This window comes from Robertmurraya mangrovi, assembly GCF_034427655.1.
In the GTDB taxonomy this organism is placed as follows: Bacteria; Bacillota; Bacilli; order Bacillales; family Cytobacillaceae; genus Robertmurraya_A; species Robertmurraya_A mangrovi.
This window is the reverse complement of record NZ_JAXOFX010000003.1, coordinates 255,396-281,590: the sequence shown is the minus strand read 5'-3', so window position 1 is coordinate 281,590 and position 26,195 is coordinate 255,396. Positions and strand designations below refer to the sequence as shown.

General features: G+C 35.0%; 21 protein-coding genes. 2 read left to right on the top strand and 19 right to left on the bottom strand.

Going from position 1 to position 26,195, the window contains the following annotated elements; translation table 11 throughout:
- Nucleotides 1-179: 179 nt before the first annotated feature.
- The 5 genes from SM124_RS06960 to murG all read right to left on the bottom strand — a co-directional run bounded on the left by SM124_RS06960 (nucleotide 180) and on the right by murG (nucleotide 3,242).
- Nucleotides 180-425: a hypothetical protein gene (locus SM124_RS06960; RefSeq protein ID WP_322445780.1), complete on the bottom strand. Its 246-nt coding sequence runs from the start codon at nucleotides 423-425 to the stop codon at nucleotides 180-182.
- 142 nt (nucleotides 426-567) lie between these two features.
- Nucleotides 568-879, bottom strand: coding sequence for an ATP-binding protein (locus tag SM124_RS06955; protein WP_322445779.1), 312 nt, complete (start codon nucleotides 877-879; stop codon nucleotides 568-570).
- Nucleotides 880-896: 17 nt separating this feature from the next.
- Nucleotides 897-1,355: a histidine kinase dimerization/phospho-acceptor domain-containing protein gene (locus SM124_RS06950; RefSeq protein ID WP_322445778.1), complete on the bottom strand. Its 459-nt coding sequence runs from the start codon at nucleotides 1,353-1,355 to the stop codon at nucleotides 897-899.
- Between the two features lie 50 nt (nucleotides 1,356-1,405).
- Nucleotides 1,406-1,945 (bottom strand): helix-turn-helix domain-containing protein, encoded by a 540-nt coding sequence (locus SM124_RS06945; RefSeq protein ID WP_322445777.1) that lies wholly within the window; start codon nucleotides 1,943-1,945, stop codon nucleotides 1,406-1,408.
- Nucleotides 1,946-2,177: 232 nt separating this feature from the next.
- Nucleotides 2,178-3,242, bottom strand: a complete 1,065-nt coding sequence (gene murG / locus SM124_RS06940; protein ID WP_322445776.1) for an undecaprenyldiphospho-muramoylpentapeptide beta-N-acetylglucosaminyltransferase — start codon at nucleotides 3,240-3,242, stop codon at nucleotides 2,178-2,180.
- Nucleotides 3,243-3,553: 311 nt separating this feature from the next.
- On the opposite strand from murG, the gene SM124_RS06935 reads away from it, so the two are divergent.
- A complete protein-coding gene (locus SM124_RS06935) occupies nucleotides 3,554-4,270 on the top strand; it encodes a 3-ketoacyl-ACP reductase (protein WP_322445775.1) in 717 nt (238 codons plus the stop codon).
- A 96-nt stretch (nucleotides 4,271-4,366) separates the two neighbouring features.
- Here SM124_RS06935 and SM124_RS06930 read toward each other — a convergent pair whose 3' ends face one another.
- The 13 genes from SM124_RS06930 to SM124_RS06870 all read right to left on the bottom strand — a co-directional run bounded on the left by SM124_RS06930 (nucleotide 4,367) and on the right by SM124_RS06870 (nucleotide 22,227).
- Nucleotides 4,367-5,377: a DUF3231 family protein gene (locus SM124_RS06930; RefSeq protein WP_322445774.1), complete on the bottom strand. Its 1,011-nt coding sequence runs from the start codon at nucleotides 5,375-5,377 to the stop codon at nucleotides 4,367-4,369.
- A gap of 190 nt (nucleotides 5,378-5,567) precedes the next feature.
- The gene (locus SM124_RS06925; protein WP_322445773.1) at nucleotides 5,568-7,616 is read right to left on the bottom strand and encodes a bifunctional diguanylate cyclase/phosphodiesterase; all 2,049 of its coding nucleotides are present in this window, start codon (nucleotides 7,614-7,616) and stop codon (nucleotides 5,568-5,570) included.
- A gap of 183 nt (nucleotides 7,617-7,799) precedes the next feature.
- Entirely contained in the window at nucleotides 7,800-8,663 is an 864-nt protein-coding gene (locus SM124_RS06920) for a nitroreductase family protein (RefSeq protein WP_322445772.1), read from the bottom strand.
- Between the two features lie 178 nt (nucleotides 8,664-8,841).
- The gene (locus SM124_RS06915) at nucleotides 8,842-9,687 is read right to left on the bottom strand and encodes an alpha/beta fold hydrolase (protein ID WP_322445771.1); all 846 of its coding nucleotides are present in this window, start codon (nucleotides 9,685-9,687) and stop codon (nucleotides 8,842-8,844) included.
- Nucleotides 9,688-9,756: 69 nt separating this feature from the next.
- Entirely contained in the window at nucleotides 9,757-10,209 is a 453-nt protein-coding gene (locus tag SM124_RS06910; RefSeq protein ID WP_322445770.1) for a GNAT family N-acetyltransferase, read from the bottom strand.
- Nucleotides 10,210-10,303: 94 nt separating this feature from the next.
- The gene (locus SM124_RS06905) at nucleotides 10,304-10,927 is read right to left on the bottom strand and encodes a class I SAM-dependent methyltransferase (protein WP_322445769.1); all 624 of its coding nucleotides are present in this window, start codon (nucleotides 10,925-10,927) and stop codon (nucleotides 10,304-10,306) included.
- A gap of 129 nt (nucleotides 10,928-11,056) precedes the next feature.
- Nucleotides 11,057-14,242 (bottom strand): DEAD/DEAH box helicase, encoded by a 3,186-nt coding sequence (locus SM124_RS06900; RefSeq protein ID WP_322445768.1) that lies wholly within the window; start codon nucleotides 14,240-14,242, stop codon nucleotides 11,057-11,059.
- Between the two features lie 73 nt (nucleotides 14,243-14,315).
- On the bottom strand, nucleotides 14,316-15,068 hold the full coding sequence (locus tag SM124_RS06895) for a 2-phosphosulfolactate phosphatase (protein ID WP_322445767.1): 753 nt from the start codon (nucleotides 15,066-15,068) through the stop codon (nucleotides 14,316-14,318).
- A 5-nt stretch (nucleotides 15,069-15,073) separates the two neighbouring features.
- Complete coding sequence (locus tag SM124_RS06890; RefSeq protein ID WP_322445766.1) at nucleotides 15,074-15,637, bottom strand: dihydrofolate reductase family protein; 564 nt, start codon at nucleotides 15,635-15,637, stop codon at nucleotides 15,074-15,076.
- Between the two features lie 85 nt (nucleotides 15,638-15,722).
- The gene (locus SM124_RS06885) at nucleotides 15,723-16,847 is read right to left on the bottom strand and encodes a serine hydrolase (RefSeq protein WP_322445765.1); all 1,125 of its coding nucleotides are present in this window, start codon (nucleotides 16,845-16,847) and stop codon (nucleotides 15,723-15,725) included.
- A gap of 142 nt (nucleotides 16,848-16,989) precedes the next feature.
- Nucleotides 16,990-19,830 carry an Ig-like domain-containing protein gene (locus SM124_RS06880; protein ID WP_322445764.1) on the bottom strand — a complete coding sequence of 947 codons (2,841 nt, stop codon included), beginning with the start codon at nucleotides 19,828-19,830 and terminating at the stop codon, nucleotides 16,990-16,992.
- A 342-nt stretch (nucleotides 19,831-20,172) separates the two neighbouring features.
- Nucleotides 20,173-21,042 (bottom strand): RNA polymerase sigma-70 factor, encoded by an 870-nt coding sequence (locus tag SM124_RS06875; protein ID WP_322445763.1) that lies wholly within the window; start codon nucleotides 21,040-21,042, stop codon nucleotides 20,173-20,175.
- Between the two features lie 18 nt (nucleotides 21,043-21,060).
- The gene (locus SM124_RS06870; RefSeq protein WP_322445762.1) at nucleotides 21,061-22,227 is read right to left on the bottom strand and encodes an NAD(P)/FAD-dependent oxidoreductase; all 1,167 of its coding nucleotides are present in this window, start codon (nucleotides 22,225-22,227) and stop codon (nucleotides 21,061-21,063) included.
- Nucleotides 22,228-22,407: 180 nt separating this feature from the next.
- Between SM124_RS06870 and SM124_RS06865 the strand changes: the two genes are divergently transcribed.
- Complete coding sequence (locus SM124_RS06865; RefSeq protein ID WP_322445761.1) at nucleotides 22,408-24,447, top strand: molybdopterin oxidoreductase family protein; 2,040 nt, start codon at nucleotides 22,408-22,410, stop codon at nucleotides 24,445-24,447.
- Between the two features lie 90 nt (nucleotides 24,448-24,537).
- Here the strand turns inward: SM124_RS06865 and SM124_RS06860 are convergent, their stop codons facing one another.
- Nucleotides 24,538-26,172 (bottom strand): glycoside hydrolase family 13 protein, encoded by a 1,635-nt coding sequence (locus tag SM124_RS06860; RefSeq protein WP_322445760.1) that lies wholly within the window; start codon nucleotides 26,170-26,172, stop codon nucleotides 24,538-24,540.
- Nucleotides 26,173-26,195 lie beyond the last annotated feature (23 nt).

Genomic DNA, 26,195 nt, shown 5'->3' with positions numbered 1-26,195 from the left:
CTTCTATTAACCGCCTCAAGACTGATATGTTTTAAGTCTTAGCCAATTACTATTACTTACCAATAATATAATTATGTAAACTAAGCGGTTATAAAATAAATAAAAGCTACCAGAATAGTAGCTCATTTGTTGGATATTTATGATTTAAAATAATTTTAACTAACTTTCAACTAACTTTTCTATAATACCTGTGGTTGAAAGGAAGGCTGTACATCCGGATCAGTATTTGGAAGATCAACTCCATCTGGATCGCTGACAATATTTACATTACCTGTTGTAATATTCCCTTGCCCATTTCCTGCAATGCCTTGGTTTAACTTCTGTGGAGAGTTCCAACCTGCAGCATTATTCGTACCAATAAAAAGCCCACTGTTACTTTGAAATTGAGCGACGTTGATAGCATTAAATAAGATATTTACGGCCATGGATCATACCTCCATTCATTCAGCCCTTTTCAAGCATCCATTCGCTAACATATGCCTATCATTTGTTATTTGAACAAAAATGTGCCTAGGTTACTTAAAGGAAAGAAGAGGATGCATATACCCAAACTGAGGCAGTAACCTATTACTTTGGTTTTGGTAAGATAACCGTCACAGTTGTTCCAATTCCTTGTATGCTTTCAATGAACATCTTCCCTTGATGGCTTTCAATAATTTGGTTCGAAATTAACAACCCTAATCCCGTTCCATTTTCCTTCGTAGTGAAAAAAGGTTCTCCAATTTTATTTACAATGTCTTCTGGAATCCCTTGCCCGTAATCAGTAACTTTAACTTCAACTGCATGATCATATTCATGGGTGTGAATCATTACTTTCCCGTTCTCCATGGATTCAATACCATTTTTTATTAAATTAATAAATAATTGTTTAATTTTCACTTCATCACAATTAATGGTTAACCTTTCCCAGCCACCCTCGAAAATAATAATATTATTCTCAAGATGGCTTGAGAATTAAGTAATGTTGTGATATCCATCAATAACTTATGTATATCTGTTTCTTTATAGGAGAAAGACTGTGGCTTAGCTAATATTAAGAGCTCGTTTGCGATTTTTTCTATTTTCAGCAGTTCTTCTATTAAAATATCAAAATATATTTTTCGCTTTTCTTCATCTACTTCCCCTTGGTTAATCAATTTTAAAAAACCATTAATAGAGGTTAAAGGATTTTTTAGTTCGTGTGCAATGCCTCCAGCTAGCTGCTCAATTGTTTTTAATTTCTCCGAATTTAAAACGAGCTGTTCATCTAATTGTAACAGGCGGGAATTTTCCTCCAATAACTTCCTATTTGCTTTTTTTAGCTCTATTAACTCTTTGGTTTCTGCTCGTGAAACTAATTTAAGGTTCTTTCTCATTTAAGTCCCACTCCCACTATTACATTCTTCTTATGCAATAGCACACTATTTTAATTGGTTCGATCTGTGGAAGCTGTGGCTACTCCAATAATATCTCCATTGTTGTCAAATAAGGGTTGTGCAAATACATCATAGACATGGCTTGTATCAGAAAGAGGAAAGCTAATGTCTCTTCTTATCGACTTTTTAGTCTCGATTACGTCTTGTTTTAACGCCATTAATGCCAAAGTACCCGTATTAACTTTTATTTCATCATCTCTTTTCCCTATCACGGTGTTAGGATCGAAATCAGTATGAGGATTGAATATCCAAGTATATCTTAAATCCAAATCACAATGTGCGATAATCATAGGGGAATTTTCTAAAGCATAGTAAAAAGGATTATCTTCCATCATAAAAATGGAAGGATGAAATTTTAGTATTTCTGCAATCTTGTCTGAGATCTGTTTACTAGGTTTTCTCTCACCATTTTCAATTCGGGAATAGTAAGTACGGTCGATATTAATTTTCTTTGCAATATCTTCTTGGCTATAACCTCTTTTTTTCCGTAAGTTAAAAAGCCAATATCTGTTTTTATCTATTTTAGTCACACGATAACTCCTTAAATTACGTATATTTATATGTATAACATGATTGTTTCCATAGATACTACTTAAAACCTTGTGCCTTTTTTGTCACATTGCTTCCCACGAAAAAAAGAGAATTTGTATGATTTGTTTCATTATATTATTATTTTGTCATTCCTATACTAAGAAAATATTTATTTTCACAAGAATTAAACAATATTCATAAAAACAGAGCTTCGTACAGAAGCCCTTCATATTAGATATGGTTAATCTCTGAAACAAGTATTTCTATAGCTTCCCCTCTTTTTGAACGCTGCATGTTTTTTATCATTTCTTCTTTTCGTTTCTCTAGTTTCTCTAGAGATGTTAATAAAGATTGACTTGTTAGGTTTTCCTCTTCCAATGTAAGGGAAAAGCCTTTCTCTTCAAATGACTTGGCATTTAATATTTGGTCCCCTCTACTTTGTTGAAGAGTTAATGGTATGATTAACATAGGTATTTGTAAAGCCAAAAATTCGAAGATGGAATTCGAACCACCTCTTGTGATGACTATATCCGTAGCCGCTAAAATGTCCGGTAATTCTTCATTTACATATTCAAATTGCTTATAACCAGTGACATCTAGTAATGACTGATCAAGGTTATTCTTTCCACATAGATGAACAATTTGATAGTTTTTTGTTAATTCTTTTAGCGAATGGCGAATGCTTTCGTTAATTTTCTTTGAACCTAAACTTCCACCCATGATGGTTAGTATAGGTTTGTCTCTCCTAAATCCAAGAAAACTTCTTCCTCCTTCCCTCGATCCACTTAATATTTCTTTTCTAATAGGTGACCCAATAACGGTAGTTTTGTCACCCGGAAAGTACTGCTTAGTTTCCTCAAAGGAAGTAAATATCTTTGAAGCAAAGCGCTGTGAAATTTTATTAGCTAATCCAGGAGTCATATCGCTTTCATGAATGAAAATCGGTATTTTTAATGTCCTAGCTGCAACAATTACTGGTACAGATACAAAACCACCTTTAGAGAAAACAACATGTGGTTTCAGTTTTCTAAGAAGTGTTCTAGCTTCTACACATCCTTTTAGAACTCTAAAAATATCAACGATATTTTCAAAATCCAAATATCTCCTTAGTTTTCCACTGCTTATTCCGAAATAAGGGATATTCATTTTTTCAATTAAATCCTTTTCTATTCCCTGTTTAGAACCAATATATTGGATGTCCCAATCCTGTTTATTTATATCATTTATGATTGCGATATTAGGAGTAACGTGTCCTGCAGAACCCCCACCTGTAAATACGATTGTCTTTTTTGCCATAATACCTCCCACGAATGTTTCAGTAATGCGTAATTTTATTCAATAAAGAAATCACTTTTCTTGATTTTATTTTAGTAATGGTATACATTCCAAAAATAACATAAAAAGTTCCATTCTGCACAAATTAACCATGGGTCCAAAATGGAGTAAGGCAAACCTAAATTAGCTTAACTAAAGTGCCCTAGCTTTGGAACAATTATATGGGTAAACCGATATGCGTATGCTTATTTATCATTTTAAGTTTGCCCTAATGCATACCATAGATAACCTTAGTCTATAACGTTTAGAATGAAAACATTAGGAGTGATAAAATGAGTAGAATTAAAGGAAAAACAGCCATCATTACAGGTGCTGGTCGAGGGATTGGCCGTGCTACAGCAATCGCACTAGCAAAAGAAGGAGTTCATATTGGATTAATTGGGAGAACCATGTCTAATCTCGAACAAGTGGCTGACGAAATAGCATCATTTGATGTTAACATTTCTGCTGCTGCAGCTGATGTTGCGGATCTTGAATCCATTCAGCATGCAGTTGAGCATATTAAAGCAGATTTAGGTCCCATTGATATTCTTATAAATAATGCAGGAATTGCTAAGTTTGGAGGATTCCTTGATTTAACACCAGAGGAATGGGAAGACATTGTTCGTGTAAATCTGATGGGAGTATATAATACAACCAGAGCTGTGTTGCCTGAAATGATTGAAAGAAAAACTGGGGATATTGTCAACATTTCCTCTTCAGCTGGTCAAAAAGGAGCTCCTGTAACAAGTGCTTATAGCGCATCAAAATTTGCCGTTCTTGGTCTGACAGAATCACTTATGCTTGAAGTACGAAAGCATAATATCCGCGTTACAGCTCTTACTCCAAGTACAGTAGCAACAGACTTAGCATATGAAACAAACCTGATAACAGGAGATCCTGAAAGAGTTATGCATCCAGAGGATCTAGCGGAGTTAATCGTTAGCGGATTAAAACTTCATCCAAGAGTATTTGTAAAGTCAGCTGGCCTATGGTCAACGAATCCTTAAATAATGTAATGAGAAGCGGGCAGAAGTGTCCGCTTCTCACTCTTTATTCTTATAAAACAAAAGCATTACCTCTCAAAAGAAGAAATGCTTTTTTCATTATTTATTTTTCGCTAATTCCTCTCTATCCGGGAAAGTTGGAGGTTGTTCCATCCATTTTTTATCGATCATTAAGTTTGCACCATCTTCAGCATATTTTGCTATATCGGCAATTAAAAGAGCATATTTAGCTGCCAAATCTCTTCTTTGTGATAGAGCGAATGCAGCACCATAATATCCAATCGCACTAGAAATTAAACTAACAATATGATACACCATCAGTTTTTCCGAGAAAGGAGAAACGGTTGAATTAGTCACTTCCGCATCGTATCTCTTTGGAGTTGCTAAGTTACTTTCTTCTAGGAGGTCATTAAACACCCTAAAATGTTCATCACAAATCTTTTCCCCTCTTTTAATAAAGTCGCGAACCTCCTTTGAAATTGCAACCTGACTAAATGCAATTTCTAATACAATTTTCGCAAGATCTTTTTTAATATTAAAAAATACTCCTGACGCTTCAATTGCATTCAATGGTCGCTTATTACCAAACCAACCTGTTAGAAAGCTTTGTTTTTCTATAATACTTGGCCTTTCAGGAGGATAAATAGTGGAAGGCCTACTAACAATCCCCTTTAGAGTTAAACATTCAATTACCTTTTGATATAACTCCATTGTCTCCGAATTGCACTTGACGAAATATTCAACTTGATCCTTACGTATAGAGGTACTGAGTGCTCCAGCATATCCCGTCATACCATGAATAGTCATGATATGCATATAGACAAGCATAAACGTGTCAGAGAATAAACGTGGAGCATTTAAATTAACATCATTTTCATTAAAACCCATTGGGACAGGATAATTCTCTTTTTTCAAAAACAATTTTATTTTTTCCAGATGTGATTTTGATAAGTTTAAAGCAAACGTTAAAATTTCTTTAATATCCTTGTCTTCAACATCCTTTAAATAATAATTTAAAGTACAAATTGCCATACTGTCATTGATATACTGAGTCCAAAGATTGGCAATCTCAGCTGATGTCAAACTAACATCATGGGTAATATCTGTCATTAAAAAAGTACCCCCAATAAAAAGTTACAACCTGAACTGAGTATAATAGCATTTACTTTCATTAGTTTCATGAAATATGAATAAAAATATTCCTAAAAACACATAAACTCTATAAAAATTGGGGGATTGCCTTTTTTTTATGTTATCTCTATATGGTAATTGTATTTAAAGTTTAGACAACTTCATGGCACTAAGAGTGAACCTTATACTTGCTCAAATCTTTTGCCCACTCAACTAATTCCTCAGGTTTTAGAGCAGGTGAAAAGTAATATCCTTGTATGAGTGGCTGTTCTGCCAAAGAAGATAGAAACATTGCTTGCTCCTTTGATTCCACTCCTTCAATGACAATTTTCAAATCTAATGAGTGGCTTAATGTGATAATGGCTTTGATAATGGCTGAATCTTTCTCAGAATCAGGTATTTCATCTACAAAGGACTTATCAATTTTCAAAGTGGAAATGGGTAATCGTTTTAAATAGGATAATGATGATAGCCCTGTACCAAAATCATCTAGAGCCACCGAAAAACCGTTTTTCCTAAATTCGTAAATAGCTTTAATCGCACTTTCAATATCATTAATAACGCTTGTTTCTGTTATTTCAAGTTCAATATCATGATTATTGATTCCATAGTTTAAAACATTACTCTTTAAGACTTCCATCAACCGTGGAGAAGTAATATAAGGTCCCGGGATGTTGATTGCTACTTGGAATGGTTGAACCCCTAACTCAACCCATTGTGAAATCTGATAACAAACTTGGTTAATCACCCAATCGGAGATATCAAACATTTTCCCGTTTTCCTCAAGAATTGGAATAAAAACAGCTGGAGATACAAATCCATGAATATGATGATTCCAACGAAGCAATGCCTCAACACCTGTTACTTCTAACGTTTCAGAAGATACTTTTGGTTGATAGACTAAGTATAACTCATTGCTTTCCATCGCTTGTTCCAGATGTTCGACTAGATTTTTCTCAAAAGAATATGTATGGATCAAAGGATCATAGGAAATAACCTCATGCTTATAACGAATTCCAGAATACTGAAGTACAGACATGACATTTGGAAACAGAGAGGGTACATCTTCCCTTTTTTCAGCTGTAGAATAGGCACAAACCATTTCAATTAAAATTCGGTGATTATTGATTACTTGCGGTTTCGAGAGAATGGTCATGATTCGATCCATTGCAATTTCCATATCTTCAAAATCATTTTTATCTGTTGAAAAGATTGCAAATCGGTTTCCTTCTATTCTGTATACCTCCGCTTTAATCGGCTTTAAGGAAACGATAACATCACGTACGGTTTTAATGACTTGATCCCCAAATGTATAGCCATACCCACTATTCCATTTTTCAAGATGATGTATATGTATTACAGCCAAACTTCCCATGGGAAAAGGAGTCCTTAATTTCTCTTCAAACTGTCTACGGTTCGGCAATATCGTTAACGAATCATAGTAATTTAGCCTGTAGTTTACATAACGATCTAACAAACTTGATAAGCCAGAAAATAAGAATATAATTGAAATTCCTATCGTTACCGAGACAATCAGTAGAGTAATATCCATGCCATGATGATGAGACGAAATAACGTTAACATCCTCGGCGTAAAATACAACTGCTCCCATTCCCGTATAATGCATACTAGCTATGCCAAGTCCCATAATGATTGAGGTAATAATTTTAACCCAATGATTCCCCATATATTTTTGTAAGTTTGAAAGAACAAACAGCGCCACAAAGGAAACGAATACAGCGATTAAAATAGAGGCAAGAAACATCCACGGTTTATAAACATATTCAGCTTCCATGTTCATAGCTGCCATGCCTAAGTAATGCATCGTAGCTATTCCAAATCCCATAATTAAACCAGCTATTCCATATGGCATGAGAGTTTGGTTAGCCCTGTTAGAAATATAAAAAGCCAAATAAGAGGCAAATACTGCTGGGATTACCGAAATAATCGTAAGGAAAACATCATATTCCATCCTAACAGGTAATGAAAATGCACTCATCCCAATAAAGTGCATGGACCATATACCAAGTCCCATCGCGATTGAAGCTAAAACTAACCAAAAGGTGCGATGGAAAAAACTATTTTGTTGAATTCTTTCATTCATAGATAAGGCTGTATAAGCAGCAGCACAAGCAATTATGACCGAGAGTATAACGACCATAATGGAATAATCGCCATTCAAAATGACAATGTTAGTTGATTCTGGTAGTGAAAACATAGTTGCTCCTTAGTTTAGAGATTAATAGCTTAAGATAAGATATTTATCGGAATATCTATTACCTTCTTTACTGGAATGATTTTCTAAAAGTGAGTTGATTAATGACTTACATAAATCTAGCCTTTCTAATATAAAAAAGAAGCACCATGAAAATGCTTCTATCTTGTCCGTTTGATATTTGTGTTATTTATCTAACCAACTAACGATATACTCCACTTGTACATTTGGTACAGTCATATTAGGCTCCTTTACCTGCCACTTTCCATCTATATTCAATTCTTTACATGCCATTTCAAATTGACACATAGCAATTCCCATGTCTAGTAACTGCATGTCATAGCCAAGTTTAGAGCTATAATTAGGTGTATGTTCAATATAAAAGTGACATTGTTTTCTGTCTTCAGATAAGACAAGTCTCCAAGGTTGTTTGTTGGAGGCAGATGGCCCAAGTCTTACCATTTCTATTGGGATTTCTAAAGAACCAGACTCTTCCTTAGTTAATGCTTGTTCAAATGCGGTATCATAAAACATCTTATCCCATGTTTTCTTATTATCTGCTTTCACAACATAACGGACCGCTTTATCAAATACACGTTGTTTTTCATTTGGGTAACCGATAGGAGTAATGCAAGGAATAAAATCTCCTTCTACCATATCAATTTCTTTCTCAAATGAGTCTCTATTAAACGTACCACCCATCCAACAGGTCCCTAGTCCCAACTCCTCTACATATAAAACTAACCGATGAAAAGTATAGGCAAAATCAATTAAGGAGTATTTATTATTTTTACCAATTCCTACCAAATAAGCTTTTGGATTTTTTATAAACCCGTATGTACCCAGCTTAATCCCCTTATCCGTAACATTGTTTGTAACATGTACTAATTGGATTTTCCCTTTCTCTCCAAGAGGACCCATTAAATTTTCTCCAACCCTTAAATAATCTTGTATAAGCTGGATATGAGATGCGGCAATGTCTTGTGAACTAAACGTTCTGATTGATTGACGTTTTTTCATGATGTCTATTGCAGATTTATCAAAGACCATTGTATCTCTCCTGTTAATCATTTATTTATCCATATTAACATTCCGTTGAAGGTAAATCATGTTGTAAGGCTTAGAGAGAGACAGGTGTAGAATATTTTACAATTAAGGGACGATCATTATCTTACTTAGCTTGGGATGCCTCATGAGCCCTTCCGTTCCATCATTACTCCCCCTAAGATTAAATGGAGTTTAGAAAATCATTCCATTCCTCTAAAAATAACTCTTTTTCCTCGAGGAATGGGTAATGGTTGCTAGTCTCGAACATAGAAAGCTTTGAATTTTGTATTCCCTCATGTAGTTCTAATGAGTAAGATAGAGGACATTGCACATCATGTTTCCCGCAAGCAATAAAAGTTGGAGAAGTTATTAAGTGTAGTTTCCTCGTCACATCGAAAATGACTAATTCTCGATTAAAGTAATTCATTCGTATGGCAGACATTTTCTTTTTAATACTCAATGAGAAATATTCTTCATATTTAGAAGGATTGTATAACGATAGTTTAGTTCTTTCCATCGTTAAACGATCTCGTTCCTCCTTTGCTAGATTAGGTTGCTTTAATGTCTCAATCAACTCCTGCATTCTATTAAACTTTGGATGCTCTGAGTTATAGATACATTCCCTGGAGAAAGTTGCATACTCCCTTGCCGCACTGCCTACTAATATGTTAAATAAAAGACTCTTAGAATAATAAATCCCGTAGATAATTCCCAACATTCCTCCTGTTGAATGACCGGCAAATCCCCATTTTGAATAACCAAGAGCTTCTCTTATGGCTTCTAAATCAAAGATTGTTTCTATCATACTCAATTGAAATGGCTCCTGTGCTCTTGCAGAATTACCTGTTTCCCTTAAATTCACTAAGTAGACTTGATTTGTTTTAGTAAAAGTAGAGGCAAAGTAGTCACCTGTCTCGTTAAACTCTGAGTAAAGGTGTGTTACGCAAATAGGTTCTCCTTCACCCTTTGTAAAAACTTCAAAGTTTCCTCGTGTTGTTTTTACTAGTGTAGTCTCCCAATGTATCATTATATTTCTCCTCGTATCCGTTCTAATAAATTCACCTTATTGGTCGCTTTATAAACAGCTAACGAAATATTATATTTCTTTCACCATTTTAATGATCTCTTTTTCAAAACCTAATTGCTGGTACATTTTTAGAGCTCTTTCATTTTTATCAAATACATTTAAGACAAGCTGTTGATAGCCTTTGCTTTTTGCCCATTCCTCTGCTTTTTCCATCAACTTCCTTCCGACACCTTTACCTTCACCCTCTTTAGCAACAGCAATAGACGAAACATACCCTTGCTCTACTCCTGTGAAGTAGTCAGACATAGTAGTTACATGTAAGTATCCTAATAATTGATTAAACTCGTCTTCTGCAACAAAGATGATAGAATTAGGATTTTGTATGGCCTCTTTTGCCATCATAATTTGAGCTTCATCCATCTTTTCCGGATCTCTCCAGCTCATAAACTCAAACTCATTAAATCGGCTAGATAGCCCTAATATAAAATCATGGTCTTTCTCTTCCATTTTGCGAATGTTCATTATTCTCTACTCCTACTTTTTTATGATTCAATTTTACTTCCTCTTTTTTCTATTATTATGAGACTACAAGATTTCTATCAAAGTCTTTCCTTTGTCATGACTCCAATTTACTAACAATAATTTTGCGATACATACCGTTTAATATAAGCGGGCAGTCTTCCTCTATATGGATATTTCCAGTGAAATTTTGTACTACCTTCTCGAATCGTAAACCAATATCTGTTCCTAACACTTTTATGAACGGTTTTACAACTCTTTTAAATATAGAAAGTTGTTGATCTTTAGGTACAAATTTATCAAAGATAATGATTTTTCCTTTGTTTCTTAAAACTCTAAGCATCTCTTCAAAACATTTTTCCGCGTTTGGTACTACGGAAAGAATCAAGCTTCCTACTACATAATCAAACGATTCATTTTCAAATTCCATATTCTGTCCATCCATTTGTATGAATTTAATGCTTGATTGCTTAAATTTGCTTCTAGCCTTTTCTAGCATTTCATCCGAATAGTCAATGGCCGTGAGATTTATGTCTAAATGTTGAATTAATTCTAAATCAGCCCCAGTACCAACCCCGACGAATAAAACCTTCTTCCCTTCCATAAAACGTGCATCCTGAAATACCTGTTTACGCGCACTTAGAAAAATTCCTTTATTAAAAATAAGATCGTAAAAGGGCGACCAAAATTTATAAATCATTTTGTTCCATTTATTATTCATTTCTCTCTCCTACCTACAGCAAATTATGACACCTTTTTACATTCTAGATTAACTTGGAAAAACCTTCTAAAAAATCAAATACGGAGACAATATAAGAAATAAAGAAGCTCAGAGAACTCCGAGCTTCTTTTAAATCATCAATATTTCACGAATATCATCTTCTGTAAGTGTTACGTTTGCTTTTTCACCAGGCTCTAGAATTTCCTCGACTAAATGTCTTTTTTTATCCTGTAGTTCATTCATTTTTTCCTCTATCGTGCCTTTTGAAACAAGCTTAATTACTTGAACGGTATTCTCTTGACCAATGCGGTGAGCGCGGTCAGCAGCCTGTTCTTCAACAGCAGGATTCCACCATAGGTCATAAAGAATGACTGTGTCAGCACCCGTTAAATTTAGACCTGTTCCTCCTGCTTTTAACGAAATTAAGAATATATCATTTTCTCCATTGTTGAATCGGTTACACAATTCAACCCGTTCTTCCGAAGGTGTATGGCCATCAAGATAAAAAAACTTTTCCCCTTGTGAAGCTAACTCGCGTCCAATAAATCCCAGCATTTTAGTAAACTGAGAGAAAATCAATATTCTTCTACCGGAAAGCTTTGATTCTTCTAATATTTTTAACAGTTGATCAAATTTCGCTGAACTGCCTTTGTATCCATCAACAAATAGACCTGGATGACAGCAAATCTGCCTTAAGCGAGTTAACCCCGCAAGTATTTTTATTTTGTTTTTGCGTAATGTGTCCTTGTCCAAATGTTTTAAAGTATCATGTCTTAGTTTTGCCAGATACGCGGCATATAGTTTTTTCTGATCAGGTAAAAGTTCTACTGTCTCTAAAGATTCTACCTTATCAGGAAGTTCCCCTATCACATCTTCCTTTAAGCGTCTGAGTAAGAACGGTCGAATTCTTCTAGAAATGGATTTCCTAGTAAGATTACTGAAATCTTTTAATCCTAAAAATAGTTCAGGAAAAACGACATGAAAAATCGACCAAAGCTCTTCCAGGGAATTTTCTACAGGCGTTCCCGTTAGAGCAAAACGATGTCCTGCTTTAATTTTCTTTACTGCTCGAGCAGTCTGTGTGTAAGGATTTTTAAAGGCTTGTGCCTCATCGTAGAAAACAGTATGGAAAGATTTCTTCTCAAACCATTGACTATCCTTTCTTAATAGAGGATAAGAGATAATAATTACATCTACACCGCTTAATTCCTCTTGTATTCTTTGTCTATCATCTTGGGTTCCATCCATTACTACAGCTTGGATTTCGGGAGTAAATTTCATGAACTCACTAACCCAGTTATAGGTTAAAGAAGTAGGACAAACAATGAGTACAGGAAGCTCATTTTTACGTATTTCTTCCAGGTTTGATTGAATAAAGGAAATACTTTGCAATGTTTTTCCAAGTCCCATATCATCAGCAAGAATTCCGCCAAAGCCATAGTGAGCAAGTGTCTTCATCCATCGGTAGCCGTATTTTTGATAGTCTCTCAAAGTAGATTCCAAGTTCGAAGGGAGATCAATTTCCATTTTGTTAGGATTATAGATCGTTTCGAGGAAGTTCCTAAAAGATTCCTCATAAATATAGGCTTCCTGACTTTCTTCTGAGTTGATTATGGAGAGTCCTCGGATTAGAGGAATGTTAAGTCCCTCCTCTAATTTCTCTATTTCTTCTGGGATGACAGATATAAACCGTTTGATTTCGTCAAACTCCTTTGATTCTAAAGAAAGTAGTGACCCATTTCGAAGGCGATAATACTTCCTTTTCTCTTCTAGCGCCTGAAGAATGTCTTTAATTTGTTTGTCAGGTATTCCATCCATCTCAAACTTAAATTCCAGCCAATTTGTTCGTTCTGTCGGAGCTTTTATACTTATTCGTGGACGCGCACTTTCTCTAAACAGACGATTTCTTACGGCAGTGGTAGCATAAATTTGACTGAGCTTTTGAAGTTTTGGCAATTGATGGTATAAGAAATCGTACTCTAACTCCTCATTCTGCAGAAAATAGCCCCCATCTGTTTTGGCAAATAGGCTATCTTCCATTATAGATAGAATCTGTTCTTCTTTTTTAACATCCCTGACAACAATCGGAGCTGACTGTTGGCTTTCTAAAGGATTAATAACAAGGTGGTCATAGTGAAACTCTAGCCCGGCTAAAAGTCTATTTTTAATCCGGTCCAAATAGATTTTTGCAACTAAAGGAATCCTTATCAAATGTTCCGTAATCGTCCTTGAAATGTTCACCAGTCCTAGTTTTTTCAATCCAGGAACGACTTTGTCTATAAAAAAGTGTAGTTGGTCTTCTAATACCGGAATATGTTTTGTATCCGAAGCTTCTATTATTGCATTTAATTCATATAATCGGTTGCAGTCGTCTTTTTTCAGCTGAAAGACCTTACCCTGAGCAAGAACCGTTTGATAACTGTTCATGATTATTATTTGTTCTAGACCTTGAATTTTCAATTGATACCTATTTTGTTCCCTTTCTGATAGGTCAAACTGTAAAGGAAGAACGGTTTCAACTAGCTTAAAATCTTTATATGTTCTATCGTTATATTTAAGTTCTACGAATGGAGCTTTTTCTAATAGATGAACAAGTTGATCCCAAACCGTTGGTGGAATAACAATCTTTTCTTGACCTAGTAATGCACGGTTAACCGTCTTTGAGTCATGTAAAACATCGGTAAGCTTTTCAATCACCTTATCAGTTTCGGTAGAGAAGCAGTGAAAATTGGAATCATACGTTGTACTTTCAGATATCCGATACGGCTTCCTATTTTTCACATGATCCAGGAATGCATGCATATCTGAAATGGTTTCGTTTTGAAGCTTTATTTCTAATGCAAAAACAAATTCTTCATTTATTTTTAACGGGCTACAAATAAATTTGGCCTTCATCACTTCTCTATTTTCAAAATGAAGCTGATGCCCACTTGAACGAGTTGGCTTTTTATGAAATAAAGAAAATAAACCAGCTGTCAGCTCATGATCAACTTTTACAACTGAAGAATCTTGCTTTGTAGGAGGTGTACCTTTTCGCTGGATATCTAAAATAGTGAGCAAGACTGCCGCTACGTGCTGACACTCTTTATCGAATGATGCTAAAGTGGGACAGCTACATTCCGACTGAAATCCACCGTTTTTATCTATTTTGATAAAGACGCGAAAATCTTCCGTACCCTCCACAACTGCTTCACAAAGATTTGAATCGTACTGTTCGATAATAACTTTATTAGCTCGATAGAATGCGTCACCTCTTTTGAAGGAGACGGTGCCGCATAAATCTTGGATGATCTTTTGATTTAATTTAATATTCAAGGCTTTTCTCCTTCTTAGAGATTTTAAAGAAATCTAAATGCAGAAATTGTCTTCATTGATTGTAACATATGTTCTAATTAGCCATAACAAAATGACCTTTATCTAACATGGGAACTGTTTGATAGACATTTAGTTGACTACAGTGAATGACGTCATGCTCAAACCCTTTCCCTCGTAATTCTCGGCCACTTCCACATTCAAATATTAAGTCCCTTAATCTATCTTTTGATTGGAGAAATGCTCCTATACAAACTTCTGCCTCAGGTGATTTACTTCCCCTAAGGTAGGATAAAATAGCTCCCGCTCCTATATAATCTTCCACGGAAGGTCTGAGCGTATCTTCATCTTCTAATCCATTCATCCACTGTTCACCACATGCAATAACGGTAATAGGTTTATTGGTTTCTTGTCTCAACTTATTAGCAACAGCCGCTACTGAAGATGCATTTAATAGAGAGCCGATTAATAATGCTGGAACTCTTGATGCTAACCAAGTACAAAATGCTCCATTAAGGGATGTTAAAACGTATTTTTTGTTTGCATGCTCTTCCGTAAAGGATACAGGAGATAAAGTAGCCTTCCCCATCTTGGCCGCTTCTGCCCTTCCTAAAATATATTCAGCTCCCAATTGGTCCGCGTATTCCTTCCCATCTAGATTAGGTGGGTAAGGGTAAATAATTGCCCCTTGACTTAAGGCAGATACAACCGTTGATGAAAAACTTAAGACATCAATGACTATTACAATGTCCCCTCTCTCTGCAGCTTCCCTAGCACCTCGTCTTCCCCATTCCATTCGACAATCATAAGGATATTGATCATACCACATAAAAATCACCTTTCTGTTTTTGACTTTATGTGTAAGATTATAAGGCTAGGAAAAAATATTAATAGAATTATATTACTAAAAAATATATAATTTAGATTGAGGTCTGTATGATATTGATCTGCTTTAAATAATGGAATTCCATCCCCAATAATTTTGGGTGCAATGGTTATTATCAATTCGTCAACTAGATTTTCTTTAAAAAACGTGTGTAATAAATCCCCGCCGCCAACAATCCAAATATTTTGCCCTTCCTCATTTTTTAGGTCATTTGTAAATGTAGGAATGTCTCCATTAACAAATTTTACATTTTCGGTATCCTGAATAGGTGTCCTTGTAAAAACATAACACTGCTTATTTGGGTAAGGAAATTTTCCATTTTCTTGATTCATTATCCAGTCATATGTTCTCTTTCCCATTAAAATAGTGTCAACCTGCTCATAAAATTCTGAGTAACCATTGTCTCCTTCACCCTCAACGTCAAAAAGCCAATCTAAAGAGTCATCTTTTGTTGCGATATATCCATCCAAACTCTGAGCGATAAATAAAACTAATTTCCTCTCGTTCTTCATCTTAAACTCCTTTACAAATCAATTCATTATTTTCATCAAAAATCCTTGAAAACTTAATTTGAATATTTATTACATAGAATGTAACCTAAAAGTTCTTATTTAATGTTTCTATTACATCCTTTCTAAAGTTTACATCTCTAAACATCTTTATTTCAAATTCATTCAAACTACTCATTAATTTTTTTGACTGTTGTGGTTCTAGATCATTAAAGAAAAGAGCTATTTCAAACTTTTGACCATTTTTATCTTCAATGAATAATGCGTCTGTTAAAATAAATTGAGTGGACCCACCCTTCTTTCCTGCACGTTCGATCCATTTTTGATTTGCTGGGTTCTCTAGTAATATTCCAAGAAGGTATTCCATTTCTTTTTGTACTGATTCCGGAAACTTCTTAGTGTTTAATTGATTCATTAGTTTGGAGTATTCTAATGTAGTAGATTGAATAAAACGGTCTGAAAAGATTTTGTCATAGTCATTATTCCACCAATCTAATACATTAGCTTCTTCTTTATACTTTGTGTTCTTTGTCAGTTTTTCATGTATTTCAGCTGATAGAGAAATCCATTCTTCCTCCTTCATGCTTGAAAGTCTATCAATAATTTTTGTCTTTGCATTTTTCATATCTGAATTCTTATATTCTTGCAACTTTATTTCATAAGGTATTAAGGTAGCTGACTCGATATAAAACAATGGTGAATGGTCCTTCACTCCAGCTTCCTTCATTCTATCTTCTATATTATCAATTCCTAACCTTCTCATTAGAAATTCTGTGTTAGCATTGGAGCTGAATGCAATCATTCCTCTAGCTACTTCTCTTAGGCTTACGGCATCATTCTTAATAAGTCCCTTATCATTTGAATACTTAATCCAAGCCTCATGAGCACCACCATCTAATTTAGAAAAATAGTATTTTTCTAAATTATTTAATTGGATCATTTCGTTAGAGTCGACTTTTCCCTCACTAACTTGATATGCATATTCCATTGCAACCATAATTTTAACTGTACTGGCTAGACCCAACATTTCTTTGGAACGCAAATCAACCTTTACCTCTCCATTTTCAATAAAAACAAGAGATGACTTATTGTTCTTTTGCAACATCTTCACTACATATTCTGGATTACTGCTATTTAGCCATTTTATAAAGCCAAAAAATATGGCAACAATGAGCAAAATGACGCCACCGATAATTAATACATATTTAAGCAAGTTAAACTCTCCCTCTCCCTATTGTAATTAGATTATTTACGAGTAACCTTTGATAAAAGTTCCCAGTAAAAAGAAATAATAACATTTTTTGTAAGGACACCCCTAAAAAATAGAGTTGCAATTTTGCAACTCAAAATGTACCTTATTTAACTTTCACTGTCCTTTTCACACTGAGATTCCCCCTTGAATCCTTTGCATAAACATAGATGGTTGTTCCTACTCGTTGTTTAGAAATGGGAATTTTAAAGTTTCCATATGAACTCGCCTTGGATGAATAAGTTTTTGTTCCGATTTTAGCAATAACCGTAGATCTTTTCCCCGCTTTTCCAGTTATGGTGGTTGAGTAGTATTTCACTGTATTTACGACTGGAATGTCTGGAGCGATTCTAACTACCTTCCCAACTTTACCGTAGCTAATTTTCCCTCCAGAATCTTTTGCTGTAACAGTAAAACTGGTTCCACTATTTTGCACAGGAATGCTTACTTTATAATTCCCATAACGATCAGCTTTCCCTGAATATGTTTTAGTTCCTATTTTAATAGAGATGATAGCATATTTTTCTGTCTTTCCTGTTATCGAAGTCGACTTGTTGCTAACAGTGTTAACGACTGGAATATTTGGAGCCACTCTAGTTACTTTAATCATTTTTGTTTCACTTACATTTCCAGCCAGATCCTTTGCGGTAATAGAGATAGATGTTCCGCTATTTTGGACTGGAATGGATAAACTAAAGTTTCCGTTTTCATTTACACTGGTTGTATAAGTTTTTGTACCAATTTTAGCAGTCACACTAGCAAATCTTTCTGTTTTTCCAGATATAGAATTTGCTTTGTTAGTAACATTATTTACTTGAGGTAAAGATGGTGGCGTAATATCCTTTACTATAACTTTTGTTGGCATACTAATGTTACCCACTTGGTCTTTTGCTGTAAGCTGAATAACGGTTCCAGCTTTTTGTATAGCAATAGGGATAGAAAAAGACCCCTTTTCATCAGCTGTAATAGCTGCTACCTCGATTGAATTAATATATAGTTGTATATATGCCGAAGCTTCTGTATTTCCTGTTATCATATTACTCTGATCCGTTATTATGTCCACCATTGGAGCATCAGGGGGAGTTAGATCTTCTACAATCACTTCTTTGCTAGTTTTCATCCCATTAACACTGGTGGACACTACTGTTAACTTGGTACCTGCCGATTGTGCTGGAATATCAATACTGAAGCCATAATCATAAATGACCGTACCTTTACCTATTTCTTCTCCATTCTTCAGCACTGTAATAGTGGCCCCTACATTTGACATCCCTATTAAGCTCTTGGCACTATCGCTTAGCTTTAGAACGATTAGATATGGTGGGGTCACATCTTTTACAACAGTAGTTAATGATTCGCTTTTATTTCCAGCCTGATCTATAGAGTAGATTTCAATGTTGGTTCCAGATTTTTGATTACTAATGTAGCTGTTAAACGTACCTGTATAAACTCTTTGACGTATCATTTCTCTATCGTTTGCTTTAATAACAATGGTCGAATCCTTCTCAGCTACACCAGTAATGGTATTTGATTCATTCGTTATTTCTCTAGTTAATTCAGGTTTAGTTGGTGGAGTCACATCTTTCACCGTAACTTGAACAATGGGGCTTTTATGGCCAGCTTGATCTTCTGCTTGGATTTGAAAAATGCTATTTGCTTTCAGTTGGCCAGTATAAATATTAAAGTATCCTTCTTGATTAGCTGTTACTGTTCCGATAAGCTTCTCGCTCGATGTTACAGTGATGGTTGAACTTGGCTCCGCTGTTCCAGAGATAAAGAACATGGCATCGTTTAATTCATGAACAACAGGAGCTATAGGAGCTGTCATATCAATAACCTTTGTGATTGTAGCTGCGCTTGTTCTACCAAAACTATCTGTTGAAATTAAGTGAATTTCTGTTCCAGATTTTTGAAGCGGAATGGTAATAGAAAAAGTACCATCACTCTTTGAAAGGCCAGTTGCTATTTTTCCTCCGAATGAGTCCAATACTTCAACCGTACTGTCCGCATCGGTTACACCGGTGATAACCGTTTCATGATCCCCAATGTATTTTACAACTGGAGGAGTTAATTCCCCAAGAGGGTGACCATGATTAAAAGGTTTATAATAAATAGGATCTGTTATAAGAATCCCTCTGAAATTCATGTTATCGTTACCGTCAACAATAAATTGATTTATTTTTGTTTGATCCGTTGTACCCCAGTAGTTGTTTCCTCCATTAAAAGTGAATGAATGGTTACTAGTTAAGTAGATATAAGGATGGTTTAACCCAAAGAAATTATTATGAGATAGCTGTAAATTAGGAGCAATGCATTCATAGCTGCATCCAATACTTATATCACCTGATGAATGAATGTCAGGACCATTAAAAAAAGTATTGTTTGTAATAATAGTCTGTTTGGCTCCTAACCAAAGAGAAATGGTTGAGTTATTCTGAAACACATTTCCCGTTACAACAGGCTCTATCATAGTAGGGTTTGATATTAGAATCGTACCATTTGAAAAAAGATTGTTCTTTAGAATAATATTCTCACCTGTTACTAAATAGCCTCCGTTGTACCCTCTACTAACATCGGCATTTTCTAAATGAACAAAGGTTTCTAAAAAGTCCCAGGCATTAATATAAGTCGTATCAATTTTAATTCGTTCTTGTTCTGGCTCACCGCCAATGGCTATTAATTTACCTTTAACATCAATCCACGTCCCAATTTTACCGACTACGGAAACCCCCGGTTCAATCGTTAGTTTGACATTTCTAGGAATTGTTAAAATACCAGTGAGCTTATAGGGGGAACCCGCTTTTGACCATGTTGTATCTACATCTATGGTACCACTCACCGTTGTCCCCTCATTGGCTTCTACTTTTAAGTATTGCGGTATAAAGTTAGTAAGCATAACGATTATAAGAAACCAAGTAAATATTTTATAAAGCTTTAGTAGTTTCATGGTGTCCCCCACTTGATTTGATTTACACTATAGCAATAATAAATATATCACCATGAGAGTTTTTGAAATAGTGTAAATAGAAGGAAACTAAGAAGTATATGAGTGCATGAACAAAAGCGCAAGCGCCTCGATCAGCCCCGACAAGCAAATGTTCTTCAACCCTAAAAGTCTGCCTTTCGACTTTTAGGGTTGAAGGTTATTTGACCTCGAGGGGCTAGGCGCTGGAGCTGGACGGGGACACTCAATGTTAAAGAGTTATCTACAATGCGAAGTATTTTATAATCCTAAACGATAAAAAACAGACAACTGTATCTTGTCTGCCTTAAAATTGTATGAAACAAACTATAAAGTAATATGTTGAAGTTTCTCCGGGTTTCTTACAATATAGATTTCAGATATTTGATCATCTTTAACGTTGAAAGAAACAGCAGATAAAATGTTGTCTTCTCCTTTACCTATGATCCCTATATTCCCATTAATATTAACGATTTTTATATTAGCCGGTTTATCCTCCGATTGATAATTAGCCATTAGATGCTGAATAAATCGTAAAACAAGACCTCTAGTATGCACAGGTTTGAGAGCCGCATATACTTTACCGCCTCCATCAGAATAAAGGGTAACCTCTTCACTTAAGAACTGTTCAATTGCATTAATATTTTCCTGTTGTAAAGCTAAAACAAAATTCTGAATAATAAAATTTTCTTTTTGTCTTTGTGACTCTTCTTTTTCTATATTAATGAGGGGGAGTTTCTTTTTAACGCGGCTAAATATTTTTCTACAACCGATTTCACTACGACTAACAATATTAGAGATTGTTTCATAATCGTATTCGAGAACTTCTCTTAAAATGAAAACAGCTCTCTCGATTGGATTCAATTTTTCTAGTAATAAAAGGACAGCGTATGAGATGTCTTCCTCTTTTATTACTTCTGAAAAAACATCTACCTCACTTACTATTAAAGGCTCTGGTAACCACGGTCCGACATATACTTTCCTTTTTTGTTCAGCTGACTTCAAGTAATCTAAACAACGATTCGTTACCATTTTACAAAGATAGGCTCTTTTATTCTCTATAGGGTCCATATCTTTATCGCTCACCCTTACAAACACATCTTGGACGATATCTTCTGCATCCGTTACTGTTCCAAGCATTCTATAGGCAATGGAAAATAGTAATGGCTGGTATTGTGAATAGAGTTCCTGCAGCACCCCTAATCTCTCCCTTCATTATTGAGACAAGCTAGCATATTCCCATGTATACTCTCTAACTCTTTCAGCAACTTTTCCTGTTAAAATAAAGTCTATTCCCCATTTCTTCGCCCATACCAACCCGTCCTCTGGACCAAGACCAATACAAAGAAGAGAGGGATAGTTTTGATGAGGGTTAGACTCAGTCCCTTCTATTTCTGCTTTAATAACCTTAGCAAGTCGTTGGGCCTGAGCTATAGCTTCTTTACAGCTCATTTCAGCATAAAGTCCACTTGAAGGGTCAACTACATGAACACAATCCCCAATTGAATAAATATTTTCAACCTCTTGAACACGGTACCAGGAATCTACCTTCAATTTCCCTTCTTCTGTTAAAGGAAGTCCAAAGTTCTTAAGGCAAGGATGAGGTTCTAAACCAACCGTCCAAATACACATGTCTACTTCTAGAAGTGTTTCGTCTGATAAAATTAATTTGCTATCTAAATAGGAATCTACTCTCTGATTATGCAAAACCTTAACACCTAGTTTATTTAATCTCTTTTCAAGTTTAGTACTAACTTGATTTGGTACTTCACTCAATAATTTATGTTTACTGTTGATTAATATAACTTCGATAGTTTTGTTTTGAACTCCTTTAATTCTCATCTCTTTATTCAACCAAGTGCTAATTTCCGCTGCTGTTTCAATTCCAGTAATACCCGCTCCTGCAATAGCAATTTTTACTGTTCTCGACGATGATAACTGATTCAATATTTCCGTGCGAATTCGTTTGGCTTCTCTCATGTTATTTAATACGATACCACCCTTTTGTGGATCTACTTTACACCCTACACTTCCCGTAGCTAGGATCAATTTATCATAATCCAGTTGAATGATTTCATCAGAGTTAGTTCGTATAAGAAGCTGTTGTTTTTCAGGTTGGATTGTAAATACTTCCCCTTGTAAAAACTCGATAGATTGATCACCATAATTTGTTAAAGGTATTTGTAAGTTCGAAACTTCCTCCTCCACAATTCCTTTAAACAACTTTACCTTCTTAAAATGGTAGACATTTTTGTCTACTAGTACAACCCGAATATCTCCATTAGATAATTCATTATTAAACACTTTTCTTAATTTTTTCAGAAGGTTAATACCGGCATATCCTCCACCTACAATAACAAAGGTTTGTATTTTATTAGTCATAAAATATCTCTCTCCATTCGTTTATTTTTCTTTCTAATAACAAAACGATTGAAGAATATGGTTTGTGACCTCATAAAATTTTTTTTATTATCTTCAGACATGAACAATCTAATAAACCTAATTGCTATACTATTCAAACTCTTTTAAGATAGGTATATATCAAAAAACGAGGGGTCAGCTATGTCTACATATATTAATCAACCAAATGGGGTATTTCCTTCCGTATGTTCTCTAGATTGTCCAGACCAATGTGGGTTACTTCTTCATAAAGAAAACGGTAAGATAGTAAAGATTTCGGGGGATCCTGAACATCCCGTAACACAAGGTCATATTTGTAACAAAGTCAGACATATGACAGAACGTATATATGATGAAAAACGATTAAAGTATCCTCTTAAAAGAGTTGGAAAAAAAGGAGAAGGAAAGTTCGAGCAAATAAGTTGGGATGAGGCTATTGAAACGATAACAAATCAATGGAAGATGCTCATTAAAAATGATGGCCCAGAAAGTATTCTTCCCTATAGTTTTTACGGAAATATGGGGCGGTTGAATGCAGAAGGAATGGATCGTCGCTTTTTCTATCGAATGGGTGCTTCTCTACTTGACCAAACCATCTGTCAAGCGGCTGGTTCTGTTGGTTATCAATACACGATGGGCGGTAGTTTTGGAATGGACCCAGAAGACACCATTCATTCTAAATTAATTATTTTCTGGGGTATTAATGCAGTAAGTACCAATATGCATCAGGTTGCTCTTGCTCAAAAAGCACGAAAAAATGGAGCTGAAATCGTGGTGATTGATGTTCACAAAAACCAAACGGGTAGATTAGCTGATTGGTTTATTCCCATTTTACCTGGGACGGATGCCGCTCTTGCACTTGGATTAATGCATATATTATTTGCTGAGAAATTAGTGGATGACGCATTCTTGAAAGAGCATACGATTGGATATGATGAATTAAAAGAGCATGTGAAAACGTATGACCCTGTATCCGTTTCAGAGATTACTGGTGTACCAGTTGATGATATTTATAAACTTGCACGGATGTATGGTAAGACCTCCCCTTCTTTTATTCGAATTGGGAATGGTATTCAGCATCATGACAACGGTGGGATGTGCATACGAACCATTTCGTGCTTACCTGCTTTAACCGGACAATGGAAAGTTAAAGGTGGCGGGGCCATTAAGGGAAATTCAGGATATTTAGCTTTTAATACAAATGCTTTACAAAGACCTGATTTACTAGAAAATAAACAAACACGCGTGATTAATATGAATGTATTAGGTCAGGCTTTACTAGATTTGGAGCCTTCTATTAAATCTTTATATGTTCACGGATGTAATCCAGCCGTTGTTACTCCAGAAGGAAATAAGGTAAGGCAAGGTTTGGTAAGAGAAGACCTTTTTACCGTTGTACATGATTTATTTTTAACGGATACAGCGAAATATGCGGATATTATCTTACCAGCAACCTCTTCATTTGAGAATACAGATTTTTATACATCTTACTGGCATCATTTCATACAAATTCAACAGCAAGTAATCGAACCATACGGGGAATCAAAATCAAATGTTGATGTTTTCCGATTATTAGCCAAGGGAATGGGATTTGAAGAATCAGTGTTTGATGATTCAGAGGAAGATATGATTGCTCAAGCTCTTGATTTTTCGAATAATCCAAGTTTAAAAAACATTACTTACGAACGATTAATGAAGGAAAATTTTATTAAAGCTGATATAAAACCATTATTAGAAAATAAATTGAAGACTCCTAGCGGGAAAATTGAACTGTACTCCGAGCGAATGAAAAAACATGGTCATTCACCTTTACCTATTTATAACCCAATAGAAAAAGATAGTGAATATCCATATTTGTTTGTCCCTGCACCTAATCATAATTATTTAAATTCTACGTTTTCTAATAATGAAAAACATGTTTATTTGGAAAAAGAACCCAAATTATTTATAAATCAAGAGGATGCATTAAAAAAAGGAATTGCAGACGGTGAAGTAGTTCGAGTATGGAACAACCGAGGTGATTGTGAACTTAAAGCCGTTGTTGGAGATCAAGTTCTACCAGGAGTGGTTGTGTCACTTGGTCTGTGGGCAGACACTCCTGGTACAAAGCAATTAGTCAACTCTCTAACTCCTGACAGAATCTCTGATATGGGTGGAGGCGCTACTTTTTTCTCCGGGCGAGTGAATGTTGAGAAACTTTAATTTTTAATGGAGCATAAAAAATCATTTATGCTCTTTTTCTCTTTTACTAAAGAAAAAACCAACTAACAAAGTAGTTGGCTAACAAGTTTTTTATATTTGATAAATTCTCGCTTCATGCGGACGAAGTCTAATCTGCACTAAAGATTCTTCTTCATTAACGTCCGCATAATTAGTAATAATTAAAGTATTTTCTTTTTGAGCATACATGTCATTTAGTCTCAGTTCCACTTCATCATCACTATGATTTAACATGATAATCCATGTTATATCATTTAAAGTACGACTATAAACATATAGCTTATCATCATGCTCTAGTAAATCTTCATAATCTCCATACACCATCACGTCATGTTCCTTACGCAGAGCAATTAACTTTTTATAATATTTAAAAATAGAGTCATGGCTATTTAAATCTGCCTCTACATTAATATCAACATAATTCGGATTTACCTTAATCCAAGGTTTCCCCACAGAAAAGCCAGCGTTTTCGCTATTATCCCATTGCATAGGCGTACGTGAATTATCTCTACTTAAAAGCTGAAGATCCTTTAATACCTGTGTTGAATCTTTTCCTTTTGCTACTTCCTCTAGGTATTTATTCTTCATTGCAATATCATTATAGTCTTCTATATGGTTAAATTTTACACCTGTCATACCAATTTCTTCTCCTTGGTAGATATAAGGAGTTCCAGGTAATGTATGTATCATAGTTGCCAACAATTTTGCAGATTGTACACGGTATATATGGTCATTTCCATATCTCGTGACTTGGCGTGTATGGTCGTGATTATTTAAAAATTGGGAGTTCCAACCTTGGCCATTTAGTCCTTCATACCATCTTTTTTGGATTTGCTTAAAAGTAATCATATCCCAGGTTTTCATGTCATCCGCTACTTCAAAATGGAAAAGGGTGTTCAGTTCATTTCTATTTTCGCCAACATATAATAATCCGTCCTCTGGTGTTACAAATGGTATTTCACCTACCGTTAATATGTCGTAAGCCGAAAGAACTTCACGGTTCATTTCTTGAAGATACTCATGAATTCCTGGATTATTACCTAAATAAGAAAGATTATAAGGAGTTTCTGTATCAGGAAAACCTTCTAATTTGGCTAGTAAATTAATGACATCCATTCTAAATCCGTCTATTCCTTTATTTAGCCAAAACCTCATCATTTGATAAATTTCATGTCTAACTTCTGGATTCTTCCAATTTAAATCTGGTTGCTCAACAGCGAATGAATGAAAATAATATTGATTAGTAGTTTGATCATATTCCCATGGAGTAGGATGGAAATAAGAACGCCAATTATTTGGTTCTTTCCCATCTACTCCATCCTTCCAAATATACCAATCTCTTTTTGGATTATCCTTTGAAGATTTAGACTCTATAAACCACGGATGTTGATTGGATGTATGATTAACTACTAAATCCATAATCAGCTTCATCCCACGTTGGTGAACTTCATTAATTAATCGTTCAACAACTTTCATATCGCCTGCTTTTTCCATGACTTGATAATAATCGGATATATCATAGCCATTATCTTTGTCTGGTGATTGAAACATTGGATTTAACCAAATAACATCCACACCTAAATCTTTAATATAGTCTAATTTCATAATCAGACCATCTAAATCTCCTACTCCATCTCCATTGGAGTCAAAGAAGCTGCGCCAATATACTTGGTACACAACAGCTTCCTTCCACCATGCTTTGTTCAAACCGCACACCTCTTTTATCGTTC